17 protein-coding genes and 1 tRNA gene are annotated in these 17,469 nt (G+C 29.8%); 13 read left to right on the top strand and 5 right to left on the bottom strand.

Annotated elements, in window-relative coordinates:
* Positions 1–119 precede the first annotated feature (119 nt).
* Positions 120–392: an HU family DNA-binding protein gene (locus CONE_RS01785; RefSeq protein WP_015397039.1), complete on the top strand. Its 273-nt coding sequence runs from the start codon at positions 120–122 to the stop codon at positions 390–392.
* Between the two features lie 89 nt (positions 393–481).
* A tRNA-Val gene (locus CONE_RS01780) sits at positions 482–557 on the top strand.
* A gap of 51 nt (positions 558–608) precedes the next feature.
* Here the strand turns inward: CONE_RS01780 and argF are convergent.
* Positions 609–1,547, bottom strand: coding sequence for an ornithine carbamoyltransferase (gene argF / locus CONE_RS01775; protein WP_015397038.1), 939 nt, complete (start codon positions 1,545–1,547; stop codon positions 609–611).
* Between the two features lie 297 nt (positions 1,548–1,844).
* On the opposite strand from argF, the gene rdgB reads away from it, so the two are divergent.
* From rdgB to CONE_RS01720, 11 genes are all read left to right on the top strand, one after another.
* Positions 1,845–2,453, top strand: a complete 609-nt coding sequence (rdgB, locus tag CONE_RS01770; protein WP_015397037.1) for an RdgB/HAM1 family non-canonical purine NTP pyrophosphatase — start codon at positions 1,845–1,847, stop codon at positions 2,451–2,453.
* Positions 2,454–2,458: 5 nt separating this feature from the next.
* Complete coding sequence (gene hemW / locus CONE_RS01765; RefSeq protein WP_015397036.1) at positions 2,459–3,676, top strand: radical SAM family heme chaperone HemW; 1,218 nt, start codon at positions 2,459–2,461, stop codon at positions 3,674–3,676.
* A gap of 81 nt (positions 3,677–3,757) precedes the next feature.
* Positions 3,758–4,534: a ferredoxin--NADP reductase gene (locus CONE_RS01760; RefSeq protein ID WP_015397035.1), complete on the top strand. Its 777-nt coding sequence runs from the start codon at positions 3,758–3,760 to the stop codon at positions 4,532–4,534.
* A gap of 18 nt (positions 4,535–4,552) precedes the next feature.
* A complete protein-coding gene (locus CONE_RS01755) occupies positions 4,553–4,939 on the top strand; it encodes a Rid family detoxifying hydrolase (RefSeq protein ID WP_015397034.1) in 387 nt (128 codons plus the stop codon).
* A gap of 111 nt (positions 4,940–5,050) precedes the next feature.
* Positions 5,051–7,048, top strand: coding sequence for an ATP-dependent DNA helicase RecG (recG, locus tag CONE_RS01750; protein ID WP_015397033.1), 1,998 nt, complete (start codon positions 5,051–5,053; stop codon positions 7,046–7,048).
* Between the two features lie 326 nt (positions 7,049–7,374).
* The gene (locus tag CONE_RS01745) at positions 7,375–9,426 is read left to right on the top strand and encodes a carbon starvation CstA family protein (RefSeq protein WP_015397032.1); all 2,052 of its coding nucleotides are present in this window, start codon (positions 7,375–7,377) and stop codon (positions 9,424–9,426) included.
* Between the two features lie 11 nt (positions 9,427–9,437).
* Entirely contained in the window at positions 9,438–9,647 is a 210-nt protein-coding gene (locus tag CONE_RS01740) for a YbdD/YjiX family protein (protein ID WP_015397031.1), read from the top strand.
* 112 nt (positions 9,648–9,759) lie between these two features.
* Positions 9,760–11,217, top strand: a complete 1,458-nt coding sequence (guaB, locus tag CONE_RS01735; RefSeq protein WP_015397030.1) for an IMP dehydrogenase — start codon at positions 9,760–9,762, stop codon at positions 11,215–11,217.
* A gap of 30 nt (positions 11,218–11,247) precedes the next feature.
* Complete coding sequence (gene guaA, locus CONE_RS01730; protein WP_015397029.1) at positions 11,248–12,834, top strand: glutamine-hydrolyzing GMP synthase; 1,587 nt, start codon at positions 11,248–11,250, stop codon at positions 12,832–12,834.
* 76 nt (positions 12,835–12,910) lie between these two features.
* Complete coding sequence (gene lplB / locus CONE_RS01725; protein WP_051033134.1) at positions 12,911–13,192, top strand: lipoate-protein ligase small subunit; 282 nt, start codon at positions 12,911–12,913, stop codon at positions 13,190–13,192.
* Positions 13,189–13,977: a lipoate--protein ligase family protein gene (locus CONE_RS01720; RefSeq protein WP_015397027.1), complete on the top strand. Its 789-nt coding sequence runs from the start codon at positions 13,189–13,191 to the stop codon at positions 13,975–13,977. The genes lplB and CONE_RS01720 overlap by 4 nt, the downstream gene beginning before the upstream one ends.
* A gap of 9 nt (positions 13,978–13,986) precedes the next feature.
* Here CONE_RS01720 and CONE_RS01715 read toward each other — a convergent pair whose 3' ends face one another.
* From CONE_RS01715 to mltG, 4 genes are read right to left on the bottom strand one after another with little or no spacing between them, the layout of a single operon-like run.
* The gene (locus CONE_RS01715) at positions 13,987–14,757 is read right to left on the bottom strand and encodes a TatD family hydrolase (protein ID WP_015397026.1); all 771 of its coding nucleotides are present in this window, start codon (positions 14,755–14,757) and stop codon (positions 13,987–13,989) included.
* Between the two features lie 11 nt (positions 14,758–14,768).
* Positions 14,769–15,815 carry a DNA polymerase III subunit gene (locus CONE_RS01710; RefSeq protein WP_015397025.1) on the bottom strand — a complete coding sequence of 349 codons (1,047 nt, stop codon included), beginning with the start codon at positions 15,813–15,815 and terminating at the stop codon, positions 14,769–14,771.
* 3 nt (positions 15,816–15,818) lie between these two features.
* Entirely contained in the window at positions 15,819–16,436 is a 618-nt protein-coding gene (gene tmk / locus CONE_RS01705) for a dTMP kinase (protein ID WP_015397024.1), read from the bottom strand.
* Positions 16,426–17,466: an endolytic transglycosylase MltG gene (gene mltG / locus CONE_RS01700; RefSeq protein WP_015397023.1), complete on the bottom strand. Its 1,041-nt coding sequence runs from the start codon at positions 17,464–17,466 to the stop codon at positions 16,426–16,428. Before mltG ends, tmk begins: the two co-directional genes overlap by 11 nt.
* Positions 17,467–17,469 lie beyond the last annotated feature (3 nt).

Genomic DNA, 17,469 nt, shown 5'->3' with positions numbered 1-17,469 from the left:
TGGTTATAGATCTAAATCATGGTATTTGAATTTCATATGTAATACGCATGATAATGTTTAGTTGGAATTGTGATTCAACTGCAATATGACAGTCTCCAAATTTTTAAAGGATAAAATAAATGAATAAGACAGAACTCATCGATCACATTGCCGTTAATACTGGCATATCAAAAGCAGCAGCTAACAGAGCGATTGATTCTTTCCTAGATGCTGTTAAAAATACAATGAAAAAAGGGGAAACTGTAACACTAGTCGGTTTTGGATCTTTTGCCGTGTCAACTAGAGCAGAGAGGACAGGTCGTAATCCACGTACCGGTGAAGCAATAAAAATAAAAGAAACCAGAATCCCTAAATTTAAGCCAGGCAAAGCTTTAAAGGAAGCTGTAAATTAAAATTATAAGTATTAGAAAATATGCTTGCTATTTTATGGATAAAGTGTATAATCTGACGTTATATTGGGTTGTGTGCCTTGATTTAATTAGGGTGCTTAGCTCAGTTGGTAGAGCGGCGCCCTTACAAGGCGTAGGTCACAGGTTCGAATCCTGTAGCACCCACCAAATAAGAAAAATGCCTATAATTCCTATGTGGATATAGGCATTTCTTGTATATCAAAGTTTCCCTAGTATTAGAAATTCCATTAATGCTTTTTGCACATGCATACGGTTTTCTGCTTCATCCCATACAACACTCTGTGGTCCATCTATAACGCTTGCTTTTACTTCCTCACCTCTATGTGCTGGCAGGCAATGCATGAATAAAGCATTACTATTTGCCATAGACATCATATTATCGTCTACTATCCAATCTGCGAAAGCTTCTGATCTTTTTTCATTTTCTGATTCGTACCCCATACTTGTCCAAACATCTGTTGTTACAAGATCTACACCTTTACATGCATCTCTAGGATCATCAAATTTCTTTAAAAAAGAACTTGAAATATTACCTACTATAGAACTATCCATATTGTAATCATTTGGAGAAGAAAAATGTAGAGTAAATCCAAGAATCTCAGCTGCTTGTAACCATGTATAAGACATGTTATTAGCGTCACCTATCCATGCTATTTTTTTTCCAAATATAGAATCTCTGTGTTCCAAAAAAGTAAATATATCAGCTAGAATTTGACAGGGATGAAATTCATTAGTCAAACCATTTATAACAGGAACACGTGAATGTGCTGCGAATTTTTCAATTCTAGCTTGGTCAAAAGTTCTAATCATTACTATATCAACCATCCTGGATACAACTTTAGCTGTGTCCTCAATAGGTTCTGATCTTCCAAGTTGAGAATCATTATTTGTTAAGTTAATAACTGACCCTCCCATTTGGTACATTCCTGCCTCAAAAGATACTCTAGTCCTCGTACTTGCTTTTTCAAAAATCATAGCTAATGTACGATCATGCAAAGGCATATGTGTTTCGTATTTCTTAAATTTTGATTTTATTAAACTAGCACGCTTTAAAATATAAAGAATTTCTTCTTTATTAAGATCTTTTAATTGTAGAAAATGACGTATATTGACGTTTTTACAAGAATGTTCTGTCATAGTTGTATTACCACCATTAATAAATAATTACATCTTGCATACTGTTATAAACAATAATAAGTTAAAATGACTTAACATGTTATTAATCAGAATTAACGAATACTATAATAATTTTTACATGTGAAAAATTATTATAGTATCCAGGAGTAATAATTATACGTAACAAAATATTATTAATAAAGGATAATAATTTAATGATAATAGAAACTATTATTGAAAATACAGCATATGATACTATTCGGTAACATAAAATAAAAAATTGAAAAAATTATTTTCTACAATTAAAAGAAATTTCAGATGGAATCAAAAAAAATTAATAAATTGGTTTTAGCCTCTACAAATTCTAATAAAGTTAAAGAATTTATAGATATTTTTTCGAAAAATGATGTAAAAATAATACCACAAAGCAGATTTGGTATTGATTCTGTTAATGAAAAACATATTACGTTTGTAGAAAATGCTATAGAAAAAGCCAGACATGTTTCTAGACTTACTAAGTTACCAACCATCGCAGAAGACTCTGGTTTATGTGTTGATGCTTTAAATAATAATCCTGGAATATTTTCATCTAGATATTCTTCATTAGATAAAAAAAACTGTAGCATATCGAATAATAGTTTATTAATAAAAAATCTACATAATATAGAGAATCGTAAAGCTTACTATATAAGTATTATCGTTTTCATAAATTATCCAAATGATCCAATACCATTGATTTCTGAAGGAAGATTGTACGGTAAAATAATAGATGAAGCATCAGGAAATAATGGATTTGGTTATGATCCTCATTTTTACATACCAATATTTGGGAAAACAGTTGCATCAATGACTAATGAGGAAAAAAATTCTATAAGTCATAGATCTATTGCAATAAATAAGCTAATGAATAAAATTATTTATGGATAGTAATTATGATTACAATTCCTATAAAGATAGAAGAGAAAAAGAATAATATTAATTCTGATAATATTGTTTATATAAAAAATCTTCCTCCTCTATCTATTTATATACATATTCCTTGGTGTGTTAGTAAATGTCCATACTGTGATTTTAATTCGCATAGTATAGATCCAAATTCGATTAATGAAATAATATTTTTAGAATCTTTGCGATGCGATTTGGAGCAATCTATACCTCTGATATGGAATAGATCTATTATTTCCGTTTTTATTGGAGGAGGCACACCTAGTATTTTATCAGTTAAAGCTATAGATAAAATACTAGAGATGCTAAGAACTTATCTGAAGATTTTACCTAATGCTGAATTAACTATTGAGATAAATCCTGGTACAGTCGACTCATCAAAAATGAAAGGTTTTAAAGATAGCGGGATAAACCGTTTTTCTATAGGAATACAAAGCTTTGATAATGATAATTTAAAAAAAATAGGAAGAATACATGATGGATTAGATGCATTAAAATCAATTGCCAGTGCTCGATATTTACTGGAAAATATAAATATTGATATAATGTTTTCATTACCTGGACAGACTATAAGCAATTTCATAAATGATTTAAAGATAGCAAAATCATTTGATACTAAACATCTTTCTATTTACCATCTTACAATAGAACCTAACACTTTATTTTCAAAAAATTTACCAATAGATCTACCTGATGAGGAAACCTCATCAGAAATGGAGGATTTAATAGAATCAGAGCTTAAAGAAATAGGCATGAGAAGATATGAAATATCGGCTTACTCAAAGGATAGATTCAAATCAATACATAATTTAAATTATTGGACATTTGGAGATTACTTAGGTATAGGTCCTGGCGCACATAGCAAAATATCTTTTCATAATAGAATAATAAGGCAGAAAAGAATTTATAATCCTAAATTATGGATGAATAAAGCTATAAAAATGAATAATAGCCATGTTATTGAAGATATTTGTATTCCGAATGAAGAATTGCCATTTGAGTTTATGTTGAATGCTTTAAGGCTAAAAGATGGGGTTAGTAGACAACTATTTAAATTTCGTACTGGTCTATCTATTGATGTGATGAAAGAAAAGCTAAATATAGCTTATAAAAAAAAGTTACTATCTGAAGATAATGAAAAATTTATAGCAACACATCTTGGATGGAAATTCCTTAATGATCTACAAGTAATTTTTATAAAATAATATAAATATAATAGAGACATTGTTACTTGCTTTGTGTTTTTAAATAAAATTTATAAATCTTATATTAAATATGAAATTGTAATGAATAATATAAATATTGAAAGAATTATAGACATCCACCATTGGAGTGAGAAAATTTTTTCATTCCGAACAACTAGAAACAGATCATTCAGGTTCAGTAATGGGCATTTTGTCATGATAGGCTTGATGTCTAATAACAAACCATTAATGAGAGCTTATAGTATAGCTAGTGCAAATTATGAGGAACATTTAGAATTTTTAAGCATAAAAATTCCAAATGGCTTACTAACTTCTAAGTTAAAACAATTAAAAGTTGGAGATGAGATATTAGTCAACAATAAGTCTGTTGGAACTCTGGTTATTGGTAATTTAAAACCAGGGAAGAGATTGTTTCTATTTGCAACTGGTACTGGATTAGCACCTTTTTTAAGTATAATAAAAGACTATAAAGTTTACGAGGTTTTTGAAAAAATAATTCTTATACATTCCGTAAGATTTATAAATGAATTGGCATATAAACATATGATTGAAGAACAATTACCAAATAATGAATTGATTGGTAATGAAGTAAGAGATAAACTAATTTATTACCCTACTGTTACTCAACAAGATTTCTGTAGTAACTTCAGAATAACAGATCTAATAAATTCTAACGAATTTTTTAATAAAATAGGAATGCCTAAAATCAATTGTAAAACTGATCGTGCTATGATTTGTGGTAGTCCTCAAGCTTTGATTGATATAAGTAAAATACTAAATGAACTAGATTTCAGAGTTTCCTCCAATTCAAATGGTATTGGTGATTACGTAATAGAAAGAGCTTTTGTTAATAATTAATTTTTAAGGTAAATTGTCATGAATAAACAAATAATTCACACTGATAAAGCACCGTCTGCTGTTGGACCTTATTCTCAAGCAGTATCTTGTTGTCCTAATAAAATAGTATTTTTATCTGGACAAATAGGTTTAAACCCTAATACCGGAAAACTTGAAGAAAAAAGTTTCGATCTTCAAGTTAGACAAGCATTCAAAAATATGCTTTGCGTTATAGAAGCCTCGGAAGCGTCTATAGAGAATATAGTCAAGACTACTATCTATTTAACTGATTTAAGCAAATTTGAAATAGTTAATAGTATAATGGCAGATTTGTTTCTCAAACCTTTTCCAGCTAGAACTACTGTAGAAGTGTCTAGTTTGCCAAAGGGAGCACAATTTGAAATTGAAGTTATACTTTCACTATAAATAGAATCTAAATTATTACCAGTGTTTTTAAATTCAATATATTGATATTTTCTTTAAACGAAGTATCATATTGCTAAAAGCACTGGAAAATAATTGAATTATTAAATAAATATGGAATTAAATGAACAATACAGTTTAATTCTTCATATGCCGTTTCGTTATGAAAATGAAACAGCTGTGACAAAAATAGAAACATTACAACAAAGTTCTTATTCTATAGTCGACGGTATCATTAGAGATGTTTATATAAAATATCACAATAAAAAAAAGAATTTAATTGTTATATTAACAGATGGTAGCGGGGATTTACAATTAAGGTGGATTAATTTTTATGATTCTTATTCAAAGCAATTTATTATTGGAGAAAAAATAAGGATTGGTGGCGAAGTGAGAAAAAATTTCTTGCTTGCTGAAATAGTACACCCGAAAGTATATAACTATCAAACAAATCTACCTAAGTTCTTAACTCCAATATATCCATCTATTAAAGGTATAAGCCAATTAAAAATTAGAAAAAATATATCAGAAATAATTAATAATCAAAATATATATGATACTTTACCGGACGATATAATTAAATCATTCAATTTGATGACATTTTCTGATGCTATAAAAATCATACATAGACCATCTGTAGATATATCAGTTAATTCACTTTTAAAAAAAACACATCCAGCTTGGTTTAGAATAAAATTCGATGAATTATTAGCAAATCAGTTATCTTTAGAGATTTCACGTAATAATCGAAAAAAAAATAAATCAAGATCGTTGAAAGCAAATAAAGAATTCTGGATCTATGTAAGAAACCTTATAGATATAACTAATATTGATCTAACAAACGCACAGAAAAGAGCTGTTAAGGAAATATCTTTCGATTTAACTAACAATTATCCAATGTATCGTCTCTTGCAAGGAGATGTTGGTAGTGGCAAAACAATAGTTGCTGTTATTGCTGCTTTGCAAGCTATAATAAATAAAACTCAAGTGGCTATAATGACGCCTACTGAGATATTAGCAGAACAGCATTTCTCTAAAATAAATATATGGTTTTCTACTCTAGGAATCAATACGGAATTAATTACTAGTAGTAAATCTATTAGGGAAAGAAATATAATTAAAGATAGCGTATTGAAAGGAAATACTAGCTTAATTATTGGAACACAATCTTTAATACAAGAATATATAAAATTTAAAGAATTAGGCTTATCTATAATAGATGAAGAACATCGCTTTGGAGTTGAACAAAGATCATCTTTATATAAGAAAGGATTTGAATCAGGAAATGAAATTACATATCCTCATTTATTATCAATGAGCGCAACACCTATACCAAGAACATTGGCTATGACATTTTTATCTGATATGGATGTTTCTATTATAGACGAGCTTCCTAAAAATAGAAAACCTATAATTACAAAATTAATATCAAATGATCGCCGAGAAAAAGTATTAATGCATGTAGTAACAGCAGTTAGAAGTGGTAATCAAGCTTACTGGGTATGTCCTTTAGTGCAAAACACAGAGAAAAATGATCTGCAAAACGCAGTTAATACTTTTCATTATATAAAAGATAAATTTACTGATTTGAATATTGGCTTAATACATAGCAACATATCTAGCCATGAAAAATTAAATACTATGAAATCCTTCCGAGATGGCAATTTAGATATTTTAGTAGCTACTACTGTCATAGAAGTCGGCGTTGATATTCCAAATGCATCTATGATGATCATAGATCATGCTGAAAGATTCGGGTTGGCTCAACTGCATCAGTTACGTGGTAGGATTGGAAGAGGCGATGCTGAATCTATATGCGTTTTATTATATAAAAACCTTTTATCAGAAGTTGCAAAATATAGATTAAAAGCAATGTTTGAAACCTCTGATGGATTTGAAATTGCACGTCGTGATTTAAAAATAAGAGGTCCTGGAGACTTTCTTGGGACTAAGCAATCTGGAATCAATATACTAAAATTTTGTGATTTAGAAAATGATACTAAAGTTATAGAATTAGCTAATAGAGCTGCTAGTATTATATACAATAAATATCCAGAATTTGTGGAAAAACATTTAGAGAGATGGCATAAAATCACAATATTTTCACAATAAACATATAGTATATTATTAGACTATCATGGTAGTCTAATAATAATAATTTTAAAAATTCCGTGCATTAGACAACACAGTGCCATATAATTCTTCAATATTCATTATAAGTTTTATTATGGGAGATTGACACTATACACAATAAAATAAATATCCATATATTTTAAAAAAACTAAATTACTAAATTAATATAGTTTCATAAAGTTTCTTAAATTTTATGAAAATGTTTTATATATTTCTTATGAACAACATACCACTCTGAGAGAAAACTACTTTTCTCAGAATCTAAGTCTCGTAGGAATTATTTCATACGAGAGGAGTCTATTATTATGCAAAGTAGTAGGAGCTTTAGTAAGCACCTAATCTGGATAGCACTTTCAATTATAGGTGCATCTTCCCTGGGAGTTATTGCTTTAAATCGCGGTGAAACTATAAACGCCTTGTGGCTTTTGACAGCTTCTGTATGCGTATATTTAATAGCTTATAGATACTATAGTAAGTTTATTGCAGAAAAAGTGTTTCAATTAAATCCTGAACGTATAAGTCCAGCTTGGAGATTTAATGATGGGATAGACTATGTTCCAACTAATAAACATATACTATTCGTTCATCATTTCGCAGCAATAGCAGGTGCTGGTCCTTTAGTAGGACCAGTATTGGCAGCACAAATTGGTTATCTACCAGGAATGTTATGGATTCTTGCTGGTGTGGTTTTCATTGGAGCTGTCCAAGACTTTATTGTATTATTCATTTCAACAAGACGTGACGGTAATTCATTAGGTGAAATTATAAAATCAGAGTTGGGACCAGTACCTGGATTGATAGCTTTATTTGGCACATTTATTATAATGATTATAATATTGGCTGTATTAGCATTAATAGTTGTTAAAGCCCTAACACACTCTCCTTGGGGAGCTTTTACAGTATCATCAACTGTTCCAATTGCTCTGTTTATGGGAATTTATTTGCGTTATATAAGACCTGGAAGAATTGGAGAAATATCAATTATCGGATTTACATTATTGATGGGTGCAATAGTATTCGGGCAGGAAGCAATGACCAATCAAACATTGTCATACATATTTGATTGGGATGGAAAAACACTTACATGGATATTAATTGGTTATGGTTTTATAGCTTCTATATTGCCTATATGGTTATTACTTGCCCCTCGTGATTACTTATCAACTTTTTTAAAAATAGGAACAATATTAGGTTTAGCTGCAGGCATAATTATTATGGCACCAGAGATTAAGATGCCTGCATTTGTACCACAGTTTGCTGATGGCAATGGTCCTGTTTGGTCAGGCAAGTTATTTCCATTCTTATTTATTACTATAGCATGTGGTGCTGTTTCTGGATTTCATGCTTTAATAGCATCAGGCACTACTCCTAAACTAATAGAAAACGAAGTTCAAACGAGGTATATTGGTTATGGAAGCATGATCATGGAATCTTTCGTAGCGATCATGGCTTTGATAGCGGCATGCATAATAGATCCAGGTGTATATTATGCAATGAATAGCCCAGCAGCTTTTATTGGAACAACTCCAGAAGAAGTTGCTCAAGTTGTATCTAACTGGGGATTTGTAATAAAACCTGATGAATTAGTACAGATTGCACAAAATGTTGGCGAACCAACTATTATCTCGAGAGTAGGTGGAGCTCCTACTTTAGCAGTTTGTATGGCACATATATTTCATCAGTTAATTGGCGGCCCTTCTATGATGGGATTTTGGTATCATTTTGCTATATTATTTGAAGCATTATTTATATTAACTGCAGTTGATGCAGGAACTAGATCAGGTAGGTTCATGTTACAGGATTTACTAGGAACATTTGTTCCTTCATTGAAACGGACTGATTCAATTTTTGCAAGCATATTGGCAACTAGCTTTTGTGTAGCATCCTGGGGTTATTTCTTATATCAAGGTGTAGAAGACCCTCTCGGTGGTATAAATACTTTATGGCCACTATTTGGAATGGCAAATCAAATGTTAGCAGCTATAGCTTTGATAATGAGTACAGTTATCTTATTTAAGATGAAAAGAGATAAATATGCATGGGTCACAATAATACCAACTATATGGTTATTGATATGCACATTATGTGCTGCATGGCAAAAATTATTTGATTCTAACCCTAATGTAGGCTTTATATCTCATGCAATATTATATAAAGAATCAATTAGTCAAGGAAATGTATTGTTCCCTGCTGTATCAATTGCAGAAATGCAAACAATCATAACTAATGATTACGTAAATGCCACTTTATGCTCTTTATTTATGCTAGTAGTTATAAGCTTAATGTTTTATGGAGTTAAATCCATATTACAAGCAAGAAGAAATATTAATCCGACTTGCATAGAATCAAAAATATAGGAAACACTTAAATGTTATTCAATTTTAGCAAAAGAGCAATAGAAGCTAGTAAATACCTTGGAGATACTCTTAGATTGATGGTTGGAATTCATAGTTATGAAAACTATCTTAACCATATTAAAAAAATACATCCAGATAAAGAACCTATGACATATGAGGAATTTTTTAAAAAGTGCCAAAATTCCAGATATGGGGCTAATGGTAATGTTAAATGTTGCTGAAAAAATAATAATTTAAATTATACTAATAAAAAAGCGTGACTTTATAAAGTCACGCTTTTTTATTAGTAATTTATAAAGTACAATCTCAAGAATATAATTTTAAAGTACTACGATGCGTATATCTAAAAAAGCCCTAACATTTGATGATGTTCTATTAGTTCCATCATACTCTGAAGTTTTGCCTAAAAATGCTTCTTTATTAACTAAACTAACAAGAAATATTAATCTTAACATTCCTCTAATATCTGCTGCAATGGATACTGTGACAGAATCAAGTCTCGCGATAGCCCTTGCTCAAGAAGGAGGGATAGGCATAATTCATAAGAATTTAACAATAGAGGAACAAGCAAAAGAAGTCTCATGTGTTAAAAGGCATGAATTTGGAATAGTTATAGATCCAATAACAGTAACTCCAGAAATGAAAGTAGGAGATGCTATATCTTTACAAAGGAAATTTGGTATTTCTGGGTTACCAGTAGTAAATAATGACACTGTTGTTGGAATTATAACTAATCGTGATCTAAGATTTGAAGACAATCTTAATCAGCCACTTAGAAATATTATGACTCCAAAAGAACGTCTAATAGTAATGAAAGAAGGTGCTACTTTAGATGAAGCTAAATCTTTGATGCATAAACATCGTCTTGAAAGAGTGCTCATAGTAACTGATGATTTTAAACTACGTGGTTTAGCCACTGTTAAAGATATAGTGAAAAATACTGAACATCCAATTGCTAGCAAAGATTCTAGAGGACAGCTAATAGTTGGTGCTGCTGTTGGCATTAATCAAGGAACCGAAGAAAGAATTGAAGCGCTTGTTAATTCAGGCGTTGACGTTATAATTGTAGATACTGCTCATGGACACTCTAAAGGAGTTTTAGATAGGATTAGGTGGATAAAAAATAATTTTCCTGATCTTAATGTAATAGGCGGTAATATTGCTACAGGAGCAGCTGCAAAAAGCCTAATAGAACATGGAGTAGATGGAGTTAAGGTTGGAATAGGTCCTGGATCTATTTGTACAACTAGAATAATATCTGGAGTTGGTATACCTCAAATAACCGCAATATCTGATGTAGCCAAGGCTATTAAAGGATCTAATATCCCAATAATAGCAGATGGTGGAATTAGATATTCAGGTGATATAGCTAAAGCTATATCTGCTGGTGCATCTTCGTGTATGATGGGTAGTATTTTTGCAGGAACAGAAGAAGCTCCTGGAGAAGTTACAATTTTTCAAGGAAGAACCTATAAATCTTATAGGGGAATGGGAAGTATTGGAGCAATGGCAAATGGATCTGCTGATAGATATTTTCAGAGCAATAAAAATACTGATAAATTAGTACCTGAAGGAGTAGAGGGGAGAGTTGCTTATAAAGGTAGTGTTATATCTATAATATATCAACTTCTAGGTGGTTTACGTGCTTCAATGGGTTACTGTGGTTGTTCTTCTATAAGAGATATGCAAGAGAAAACAGAATTTGTTGAAATTACATCCTCTGGTATATATGAGTCTCATGTGCATGATATAAGTATCACAAAAGAAGCTCCTAATTATAGATCAGATTAATTCAAAGTTATATACAGATAAATTTTATATATGAATCAACATATTTTAGTAATTGACAATGGCTCACAGGTTACACAACTTATAGCTAGAAGAATAAGAGAAATAGGTGTTTACACTGAGGTTGAGCCTAATGATATCAGTGAAAAAACTATACAAAAGCATATAAGTAGAGGATTGAAAGGTATTATCCTATCTGGTAGTTTTGCTTCTGCTTCTGAAGAAAATCTTAAATTAAAATTACCATCATCCATATTCTGTCTAGGTATTCCAGTACTCGGAATATGTTACGGGATGCAGGCCATGGCAATGGAATTAGGTGGCATGGTTAGTAGTCTGGAAAACAGGGAATTCGGCTATACAGAAGTAATAAATTGTGAGAATAGTCAATTGCTAGGTAATATCAATGATTTTTCGACAGATAATAAAGAAAAAATCTTGAGAGTATGGATGAGTCATGCCGACACTGTAACGTCTCTACCCAAAGGTTTTAAAAAAATATCCTATTCCAAAATAACATCAGCTATAGCTGGGATGGAGAACGTAGATAGAAAACTATATGCTTTGCAATTTCACCCAGAAGTTACACATACTATTCAAGGATACGAAATATTAAAAAGATTTGTAGTTGATATATGCGAATGCAATCTAAAATGGAACATGCCTGATTATGTGTGTAAGAGCATAGACGAAATAAAATCTTCGATTGGAAAAGATAAAGTAATATTAGGGTTATCTGGAGGTGTGGATTCTTCAGTAGCGGCTATATTAATACATAAAGCTATAAAAGACCAATTAACATGTATTTTTGTAGATAATGGCTTAATGCGTCTTGAAGAATTAAATCAAGTAAAAAAAATGTTTTCTGATAAGATGAAAATGAATATTATTTACGTAGACAGTTCAGAAACATTTATAAAGAAATTAGCTGGTGTAACTGATCCAGAAATGAAAAGAAAGATTATTGGAAATGAATTTATCAATATATTTCAACAAGAGGCCAATAAAATTAAAGATGTATGTTGGCTTGCTCAAGGCACAATATATCCTGATATAATAGAATCATCTCATGGCAAAAAAGTTATAAAGTCTCATCACAATGTTGGTGGCTTACCAGAAAAAATGAGCCTGAAACTTCTGGAACCTCTTAAACATTTATTTAAAGATGAAGTAAGAAAATTAGGAAAAGAGCTAGGATTAGATGATGAGATGCTTTTTCGTCATCCTTTTCCTGGTCCTGGACTTGGTGTCAGGATTATAGGAGAAATAAAACCAGAATTTTTAATACTTCTTAAAAAGGCTGATAATATTTTTATCGAAGAGCTAAAAAATAATATAAATAAAGAAACTAACAAGCAATGGTATTATAGCGTATCACAAGCATTCGCTGTTTTTTTACCTATTAAATCTGTTGGGGTAATGGGTGATAATCGTACCTATGAGTACGTTATTGCTTTAAGAGCTATAAAAACCAATGATTTTATGACTGCAGATTGGTTCCACTTGCCGTTTGATTTACTATCAAAAATATCATCAAGAATAATTAATGAAGTAAAAGGTATTAATAGAGTTGTGTACGATATTTCCAATAAACCTCCAGCAACAGTAGAATGGGAATAGCTTTTCTATGCGTATAATGTATATTATGTAAAGTTTTATATATTAGTTAAATTTTAAACATGTGATAGGTATAAGTGTGATTCATGTTGGATATAAAGTTCCCAATGGAAAACTAATAGAAATTGATTTTGAAATAACTGAAGACAAAAAATTTAAAAATGTTCAGATTAGCGGTGATTTTTTCCTGGAACCTCCAGAATTTTTAGATATTATAAATAATAAATTGAATGGTTTGCCTATATCATCAAATGAATTAGATATAAAATATGTAATAGAAAAATCTATAGATGAAAATGTTGAAATGTTTGGATTCTCTCCAGTCGATATTGCTATAGCAATTAAAAGAGCCATTATATGAATACAGCAAAAAAACTGGAAGATTGTGAATGGCAATTAATTCATACTGTACCACAAAGCCCGAATATACACATGGCCCTTGATTCTATCATTACAGAAGAGGTTAATAAAGGCATACGTTTACCAACTCTTAGAATATGGGAATGGGAATCTAGTGCTGTTGTACTAGGTAGATTCCAGTCATTTCGAAATGAAATCAATGAAGAAGCTGCGAAAATACATAATATTCAAGTAGTTAGAAGAGTAAGTGGTGGAGGTGCTATGTTTGTAGAGCCAGAAAACTCTATTACATATTCTATAAGCATTCCAAAATACTTTGTTTCTAATCTAAGTTTTCAAGAATCATATCAATTATTAGATAATTGGATAATAGAGACACTAAATAGTGTCGGAATAGAAGCAATTTATAAACCTATAAATGATATTATACTGACCTCTGGTCAAAAAATTGGTGGCGCTGCTCAGGCTAGGTTTTCAAATGCTATATTACATCATGTAACAATGTCATATAAAATGAATACTAGCAAAATGGTTGAAATATTAAGAATTGGAAAAGAGAAAATATCTGATAAAGGTATAACCAGCGCAAAAAAAAGAGTAGCAAAAGATGGTATAAGCAAATCAGGTATTTCAAGATCTAATTTTATTAATCATATGATCTATATTTTTTCAAAAAAATATAGATCAATAAATAAAATAGATTTAACAGAAGATACTATTGCTCATGCCAATAAGCTTTGCAGAGAGAAATTTGAAACATATGATTGGTTACACGTAGTTAAATAATACCGAAGTTTAAGTAACTTTTTTGAAAAGATCAAAAAAATTTTTTGAAGAGGACATGCCTATTTCTTCGATGTCAATATTACGCAATTCAGAAATTTTTTTTGCTACATAAAATACATTTGATGGGTCATTTAACTTGCCTCTGAACGGTTCAGGTGATAAATAAGGCGAATCAGTTTCTATTAACAATTTATCTAGTGGAGTTTTTAAAGCTAACTCGCGTACAGTGGCGGCATTTTTAAATGTTACAATTCCAGATATAGAAATAAAAAAATTTAAATCTATAGCCTCTTTTGCAATACTCCAACTTTCTGTAAAACAGTGCATTACACCACCAACCTCATGTGCTTTTTCTTCTTTTAATATTTTTATAGTATCAGTGGCTGATGAACGAGTATGTACTATCAATGGCAAATTTAAAATTCTAGCTGCACGAATATGTAGGCGAAATCTCTCTCTTTGCGATTCCAAATAATCGTTGCATTTATAATAATCGAGACCAGTTTCTCCTATCGCTATTATTTTTTTATGCAAAGATGCAATATTACAAATTTCATTTATTGAAAATTCCTCATCAGCACCATATTCTGGATGAGTACCTATAGACGCTAACAAATTATTGTGATTAGAAACTAAATTAATCAATGAATCTATACTTTTTTTTCCAACATTAACAACAAGTGCATGCGTTACTTTATTAATACGCATAGAATCTTGAATAATATGAATTTTGCTAGAAAGTTCTGGAAAATTTAGATGACAATGAGAATCTATAAACATATTTATATTTTTTACTTAATTTGTGAGATTATCTTTTGTAACAAAACATTAACTAAAAGTCTAGCATTAATATTGTTATTATTATTAATTAATAAGTTTTTATTATTTAAATAAATAATCATATTCATTATACTACTAATATCTATTTTATTAGATATTTTTAAAATAGTATTTTTTATTTCTATAAAATACCTAACATCATCATTAAATTTTGTTAACATTAAATCAAAATATAACTTCTGAAAAAAATCAATCCATTCAAATAATGACATTTTGTCAAAATTAACATCTAAGAAAGAATATAATTTAAAATTTTTATTTTCATAAATATTACAGAGTAGTTCCATAATCCACATAGGACAAATATCATTTGAGCTCTTAATAAGAAAAAATGATTTTAAAGGAGCTCCTCCTGTGAAAGCTAAATATTTTTCTATATTTAATGAATCTAATTTTGTAGCATTTGATAACCAATTTAAAGAAACGTTTTTTGCAGGTATTGGTAAATGTATTAATTGACAACGAGAAATAATAGTAGGAGATAATTTATGCAGAATGTTTGTTACTATTAAAAATACAACTCCCAAAGGTGGTTCTTCCAATATTTTCAATAAGGCATTAGAAGAGATTTCGTTTAAACAGTTAGCAGAATGAATAATTATAATTTTTTTTCTACCTCTATGAGCAGTTATATTTAACCAAGGCAATAAATCACGTATCTGTTGAATACGAATTTCTTTAGAGAGATGATTATTTTCTATTATATCTATATATCTAAATATCTTACCTTCTATAGATATTTCGAATTTATTCATGTATTCCGGATATATTAATTTTAAATCAGGATGATTGTTCTTAGCTATTAGTTTGCAAGAAACACAGATACCACATGCAATAGAATCATGGTCTGATTCACAAAGTAGTGAGGCTGCATAAGAAAAAGCAAATTCAAACTTCCCTACTCCATTCGAGCCATATATTATATTTGCATAAATTTTATTTTTATTTTTTAAATATATCTCAGCTAATTTTAACTGCCAAGGAAAAAAAAATGACATTTTTTATAAAAATCCTAAAAAATTGTTCATTATTTTATTTAAACTAGCTTGAGTATGTTTTAAATCTTCAGAGGAATCTATGATTTTTACTCTACTAGGATTCTTTTTGGCTATTTCTAAATAAGAATTTCTGACTTTATTAAAAAAAACATAATCGTTTTTCTCAAAACGATCTAATTTTTTTATATGAGAGATTCTTTGAATCATTAGATCAAAAGGTATATCAAACAATAAGGTCAAATCAGGAACTATATTTGTAATTAACAAATCTTCTAAAGTTTTAATAAAACTTGTGCTAACGCCTTTACCTGAACCTTGATAAGCATATGTAGCATCCACAAATCTATCACATATTACCCATATATTATTTTTTATTGAAGGTTCTATAATTTTTTTAAAATGCTCAACTCTAGCAGCAAAAATTAACATAGTCTCAGCTTCAGATGACATTTCGTCCTCTAAGATAATATGTCTTATTTTATCACCTAATTCGGTTCCTCCGGGCTCTCTGGTATTTATGACATTTAAACCTTTAGAGCGAAGCATGTTTGCTAACCATAAAGAATTAGTACTCTTTCCTGCACCATCAATCCCCTCTAGGGTTATAAATTTACCTAACAAAATGAAGACCTCTTTTTATAATAAAATTATATACTTTAGTATTATGTGAGGATAAATCCTCTGAGAAATCAGTTGTCCCATCTCCCTTAGATACAAAATAAATGTAATTATGTTTTTCTGGGTGAAGTGCAGCCATTATTGACGATATATTAATTGATGATATAGGAGTTAAAGGTAAACCAAACCTGGTATATGTATTCCAAGGAGTATCTTTTTTTAAATCAATATGTCTTAACTTACCATCAAACATAGCTCCCATCCCATATATAACGGTCGGATCAGATTGCAAACGCATACCTAATTTTAATCTATTAATAAAAACACCGCTTATAAGGCTACGTTCTTCGGCAATACCAGTCTCTTTTTCAATAATAGATGCTAAAATTAAAGCTTCATAAGGGGTATTTATTGGTAAATCTTTCTGTCTATTTTCCCATAAATTTGTAATAATAGTTTGATTCTTCTTGTAAGAAGTCTTTAATATATCTAAATCAGATAGACCAGGGGTTATATAATATGTATCAGGATAGAACAAACCTTCTGGATATAAAATATCAGAACCAATCATTTTCATTAAATCATCATCACTGATGCCAATTATTGTTTGTTTAAGATTTGGATTATTTCTTAGCTCTTCACGAAATTGATTGAATTTCCATCCTTCTATGAAAATTACTTTAGAATTAGCATTCTGTATGCAGTCCCCATTAACTAATTTCTTCATTAAGCTTATGGGACTATCAATATTAGTAATTTTATAAATACCAGCTTTAAAATTTTTATCAAGCCTACAAATGTAAGAAACACATATAAATTTATTTTCAGATATATCTAACCCACTATCTTTAATAGATGTTACGATATTTCTAGTATTATCTCCAGATTTAACAATAAATTCATAACTAATATTTTTGCTCGTATCTAAAGGTTTAATAATCCATACAAAATAATCCATTATTAAACATAAAAAAAAACAACCAGCAATAAAAAAAAATAATTGTACAACTGTAAAAAATTTCTTTAAAAACATTAT

The sequence above is a fragment of the Candidatus Kinetoplastibacterium oncopeltii TCC290E genome, from assembly GCF_000340865.1.
Taxonomy (GTDB): Bacteria; Pseudomonadota; Gammaproteobacteria; order Burkholderiales; family Burkholderiaceae_B; genus Kinetoplastidibacterium; species Kinetoplastidibacterium stringomonadis.
Note: the sequence above shows the minus strand (reverse complement) of the source record. Positions and strands in the feature narration are given on the sequence as shown.

Excerpts from the sequence above, each read along its gene's own strand:
- CONE_RS01785 (WP_015397039.1), top strand. The coding sequence starts at position 120 with ATGAATAAGACAGAACTCATCGATCACATTGCCGTTAATACTGGCATA.
- argF (WP_015397038.1), bottom strand. The coding sequence starts at position 1,547 with ATGACAGAACATTCTTGTAAAAACGTCAATATACGTCATTTTCTACAA.
- rdgB (WP_015397037.1), top strand. The coding sequence starts at position 1,845 with ATGGAATCAAAAAAAATTAATAAATTGGTTTTAGCCTCTACAAATTCT.
- hemW (WP_015397036.1), top strand. The coding sequence starts at position 2,459 with ATGATTACAATTCCTATAAAGATAGAAGAGAAAAAGAATAATATTAAT.
- CONE_RS01760 (WP_015397035.1), top strand. The coding sequence starts at position 3,758 with ATGAATAATATAAATATTGAAAGAATTATAGACATCCACCATTGGAGT.
- CONE_RS01755 (WP_015397034.1), top strand. The coding sequence starts at position 4,553 with ATGAATAAACAAATAATTCACACTGATAAAGCACCGTCTGCTGTTGGA.
- recG (WP_015397033.1), top strand. The coding sequence starts at position 5,051 with ATGGAATTAAATGAACAATACAGTTTAATTCTTCATATGCCGTTTCGT.
- CONE_RS01745 (WP_015397032.1), top strand. The coding sequence starts at position 7,375 with ATGCAAAGTAGTAGGAGCTTTAGTAAGCACCTAATCTGGATAGCACTT.
- CONE_RS01740 (WP_015397031.1), top strand. The coding sequence starts at position 9,438 with ATGTTATTCAATTTTAGCAAAAGAGCAATAGAAGCTAGTAAATACCTT.
- guaB (WP_015397030.1), top strand. The coding sequence starts at position 9,760 with ATGCGTATATCTAAAAAAGCCCTAACATTTGATGATGTTCTATTAGTT.
- guaA (WP_015397029.1), top strand. The coding sequence starts at position 11,248 with ATGAATCAACATATTTTAGTAATTGACAATGGCTCACAGGTTACACAA.
- CONE_RS01720 (WP_015397027.1), top strand. The coding sequence starts at position 13,189 with ATGAATACAGCAAAAAAACTGGAAGATTGTGAATGGCAATTAATTCAT.
- CONE_RS01715 (WP_015397026.1), bottom strand. The coding sequence starts at position 14,757 with ATGTTTATAGATTCTCATTGTCATCTAAATTTTCCAGAACTTTCTAGC.
- CONE_RS01710 (WP_015397025.1), bottom strand. The coding sequence starts at position 15,815 with ATGTCATTTTTTTTTCCTTGGCAGTTAAAATTAGCTGAGATATATTTA.
- mltG (WP_015397023.1), bottom strand. The coding sequence starts at position 17,466 with ATGTTTTTAAAGAAATTTTTTACAGTTGTACAATTATTTTTTTTTATT.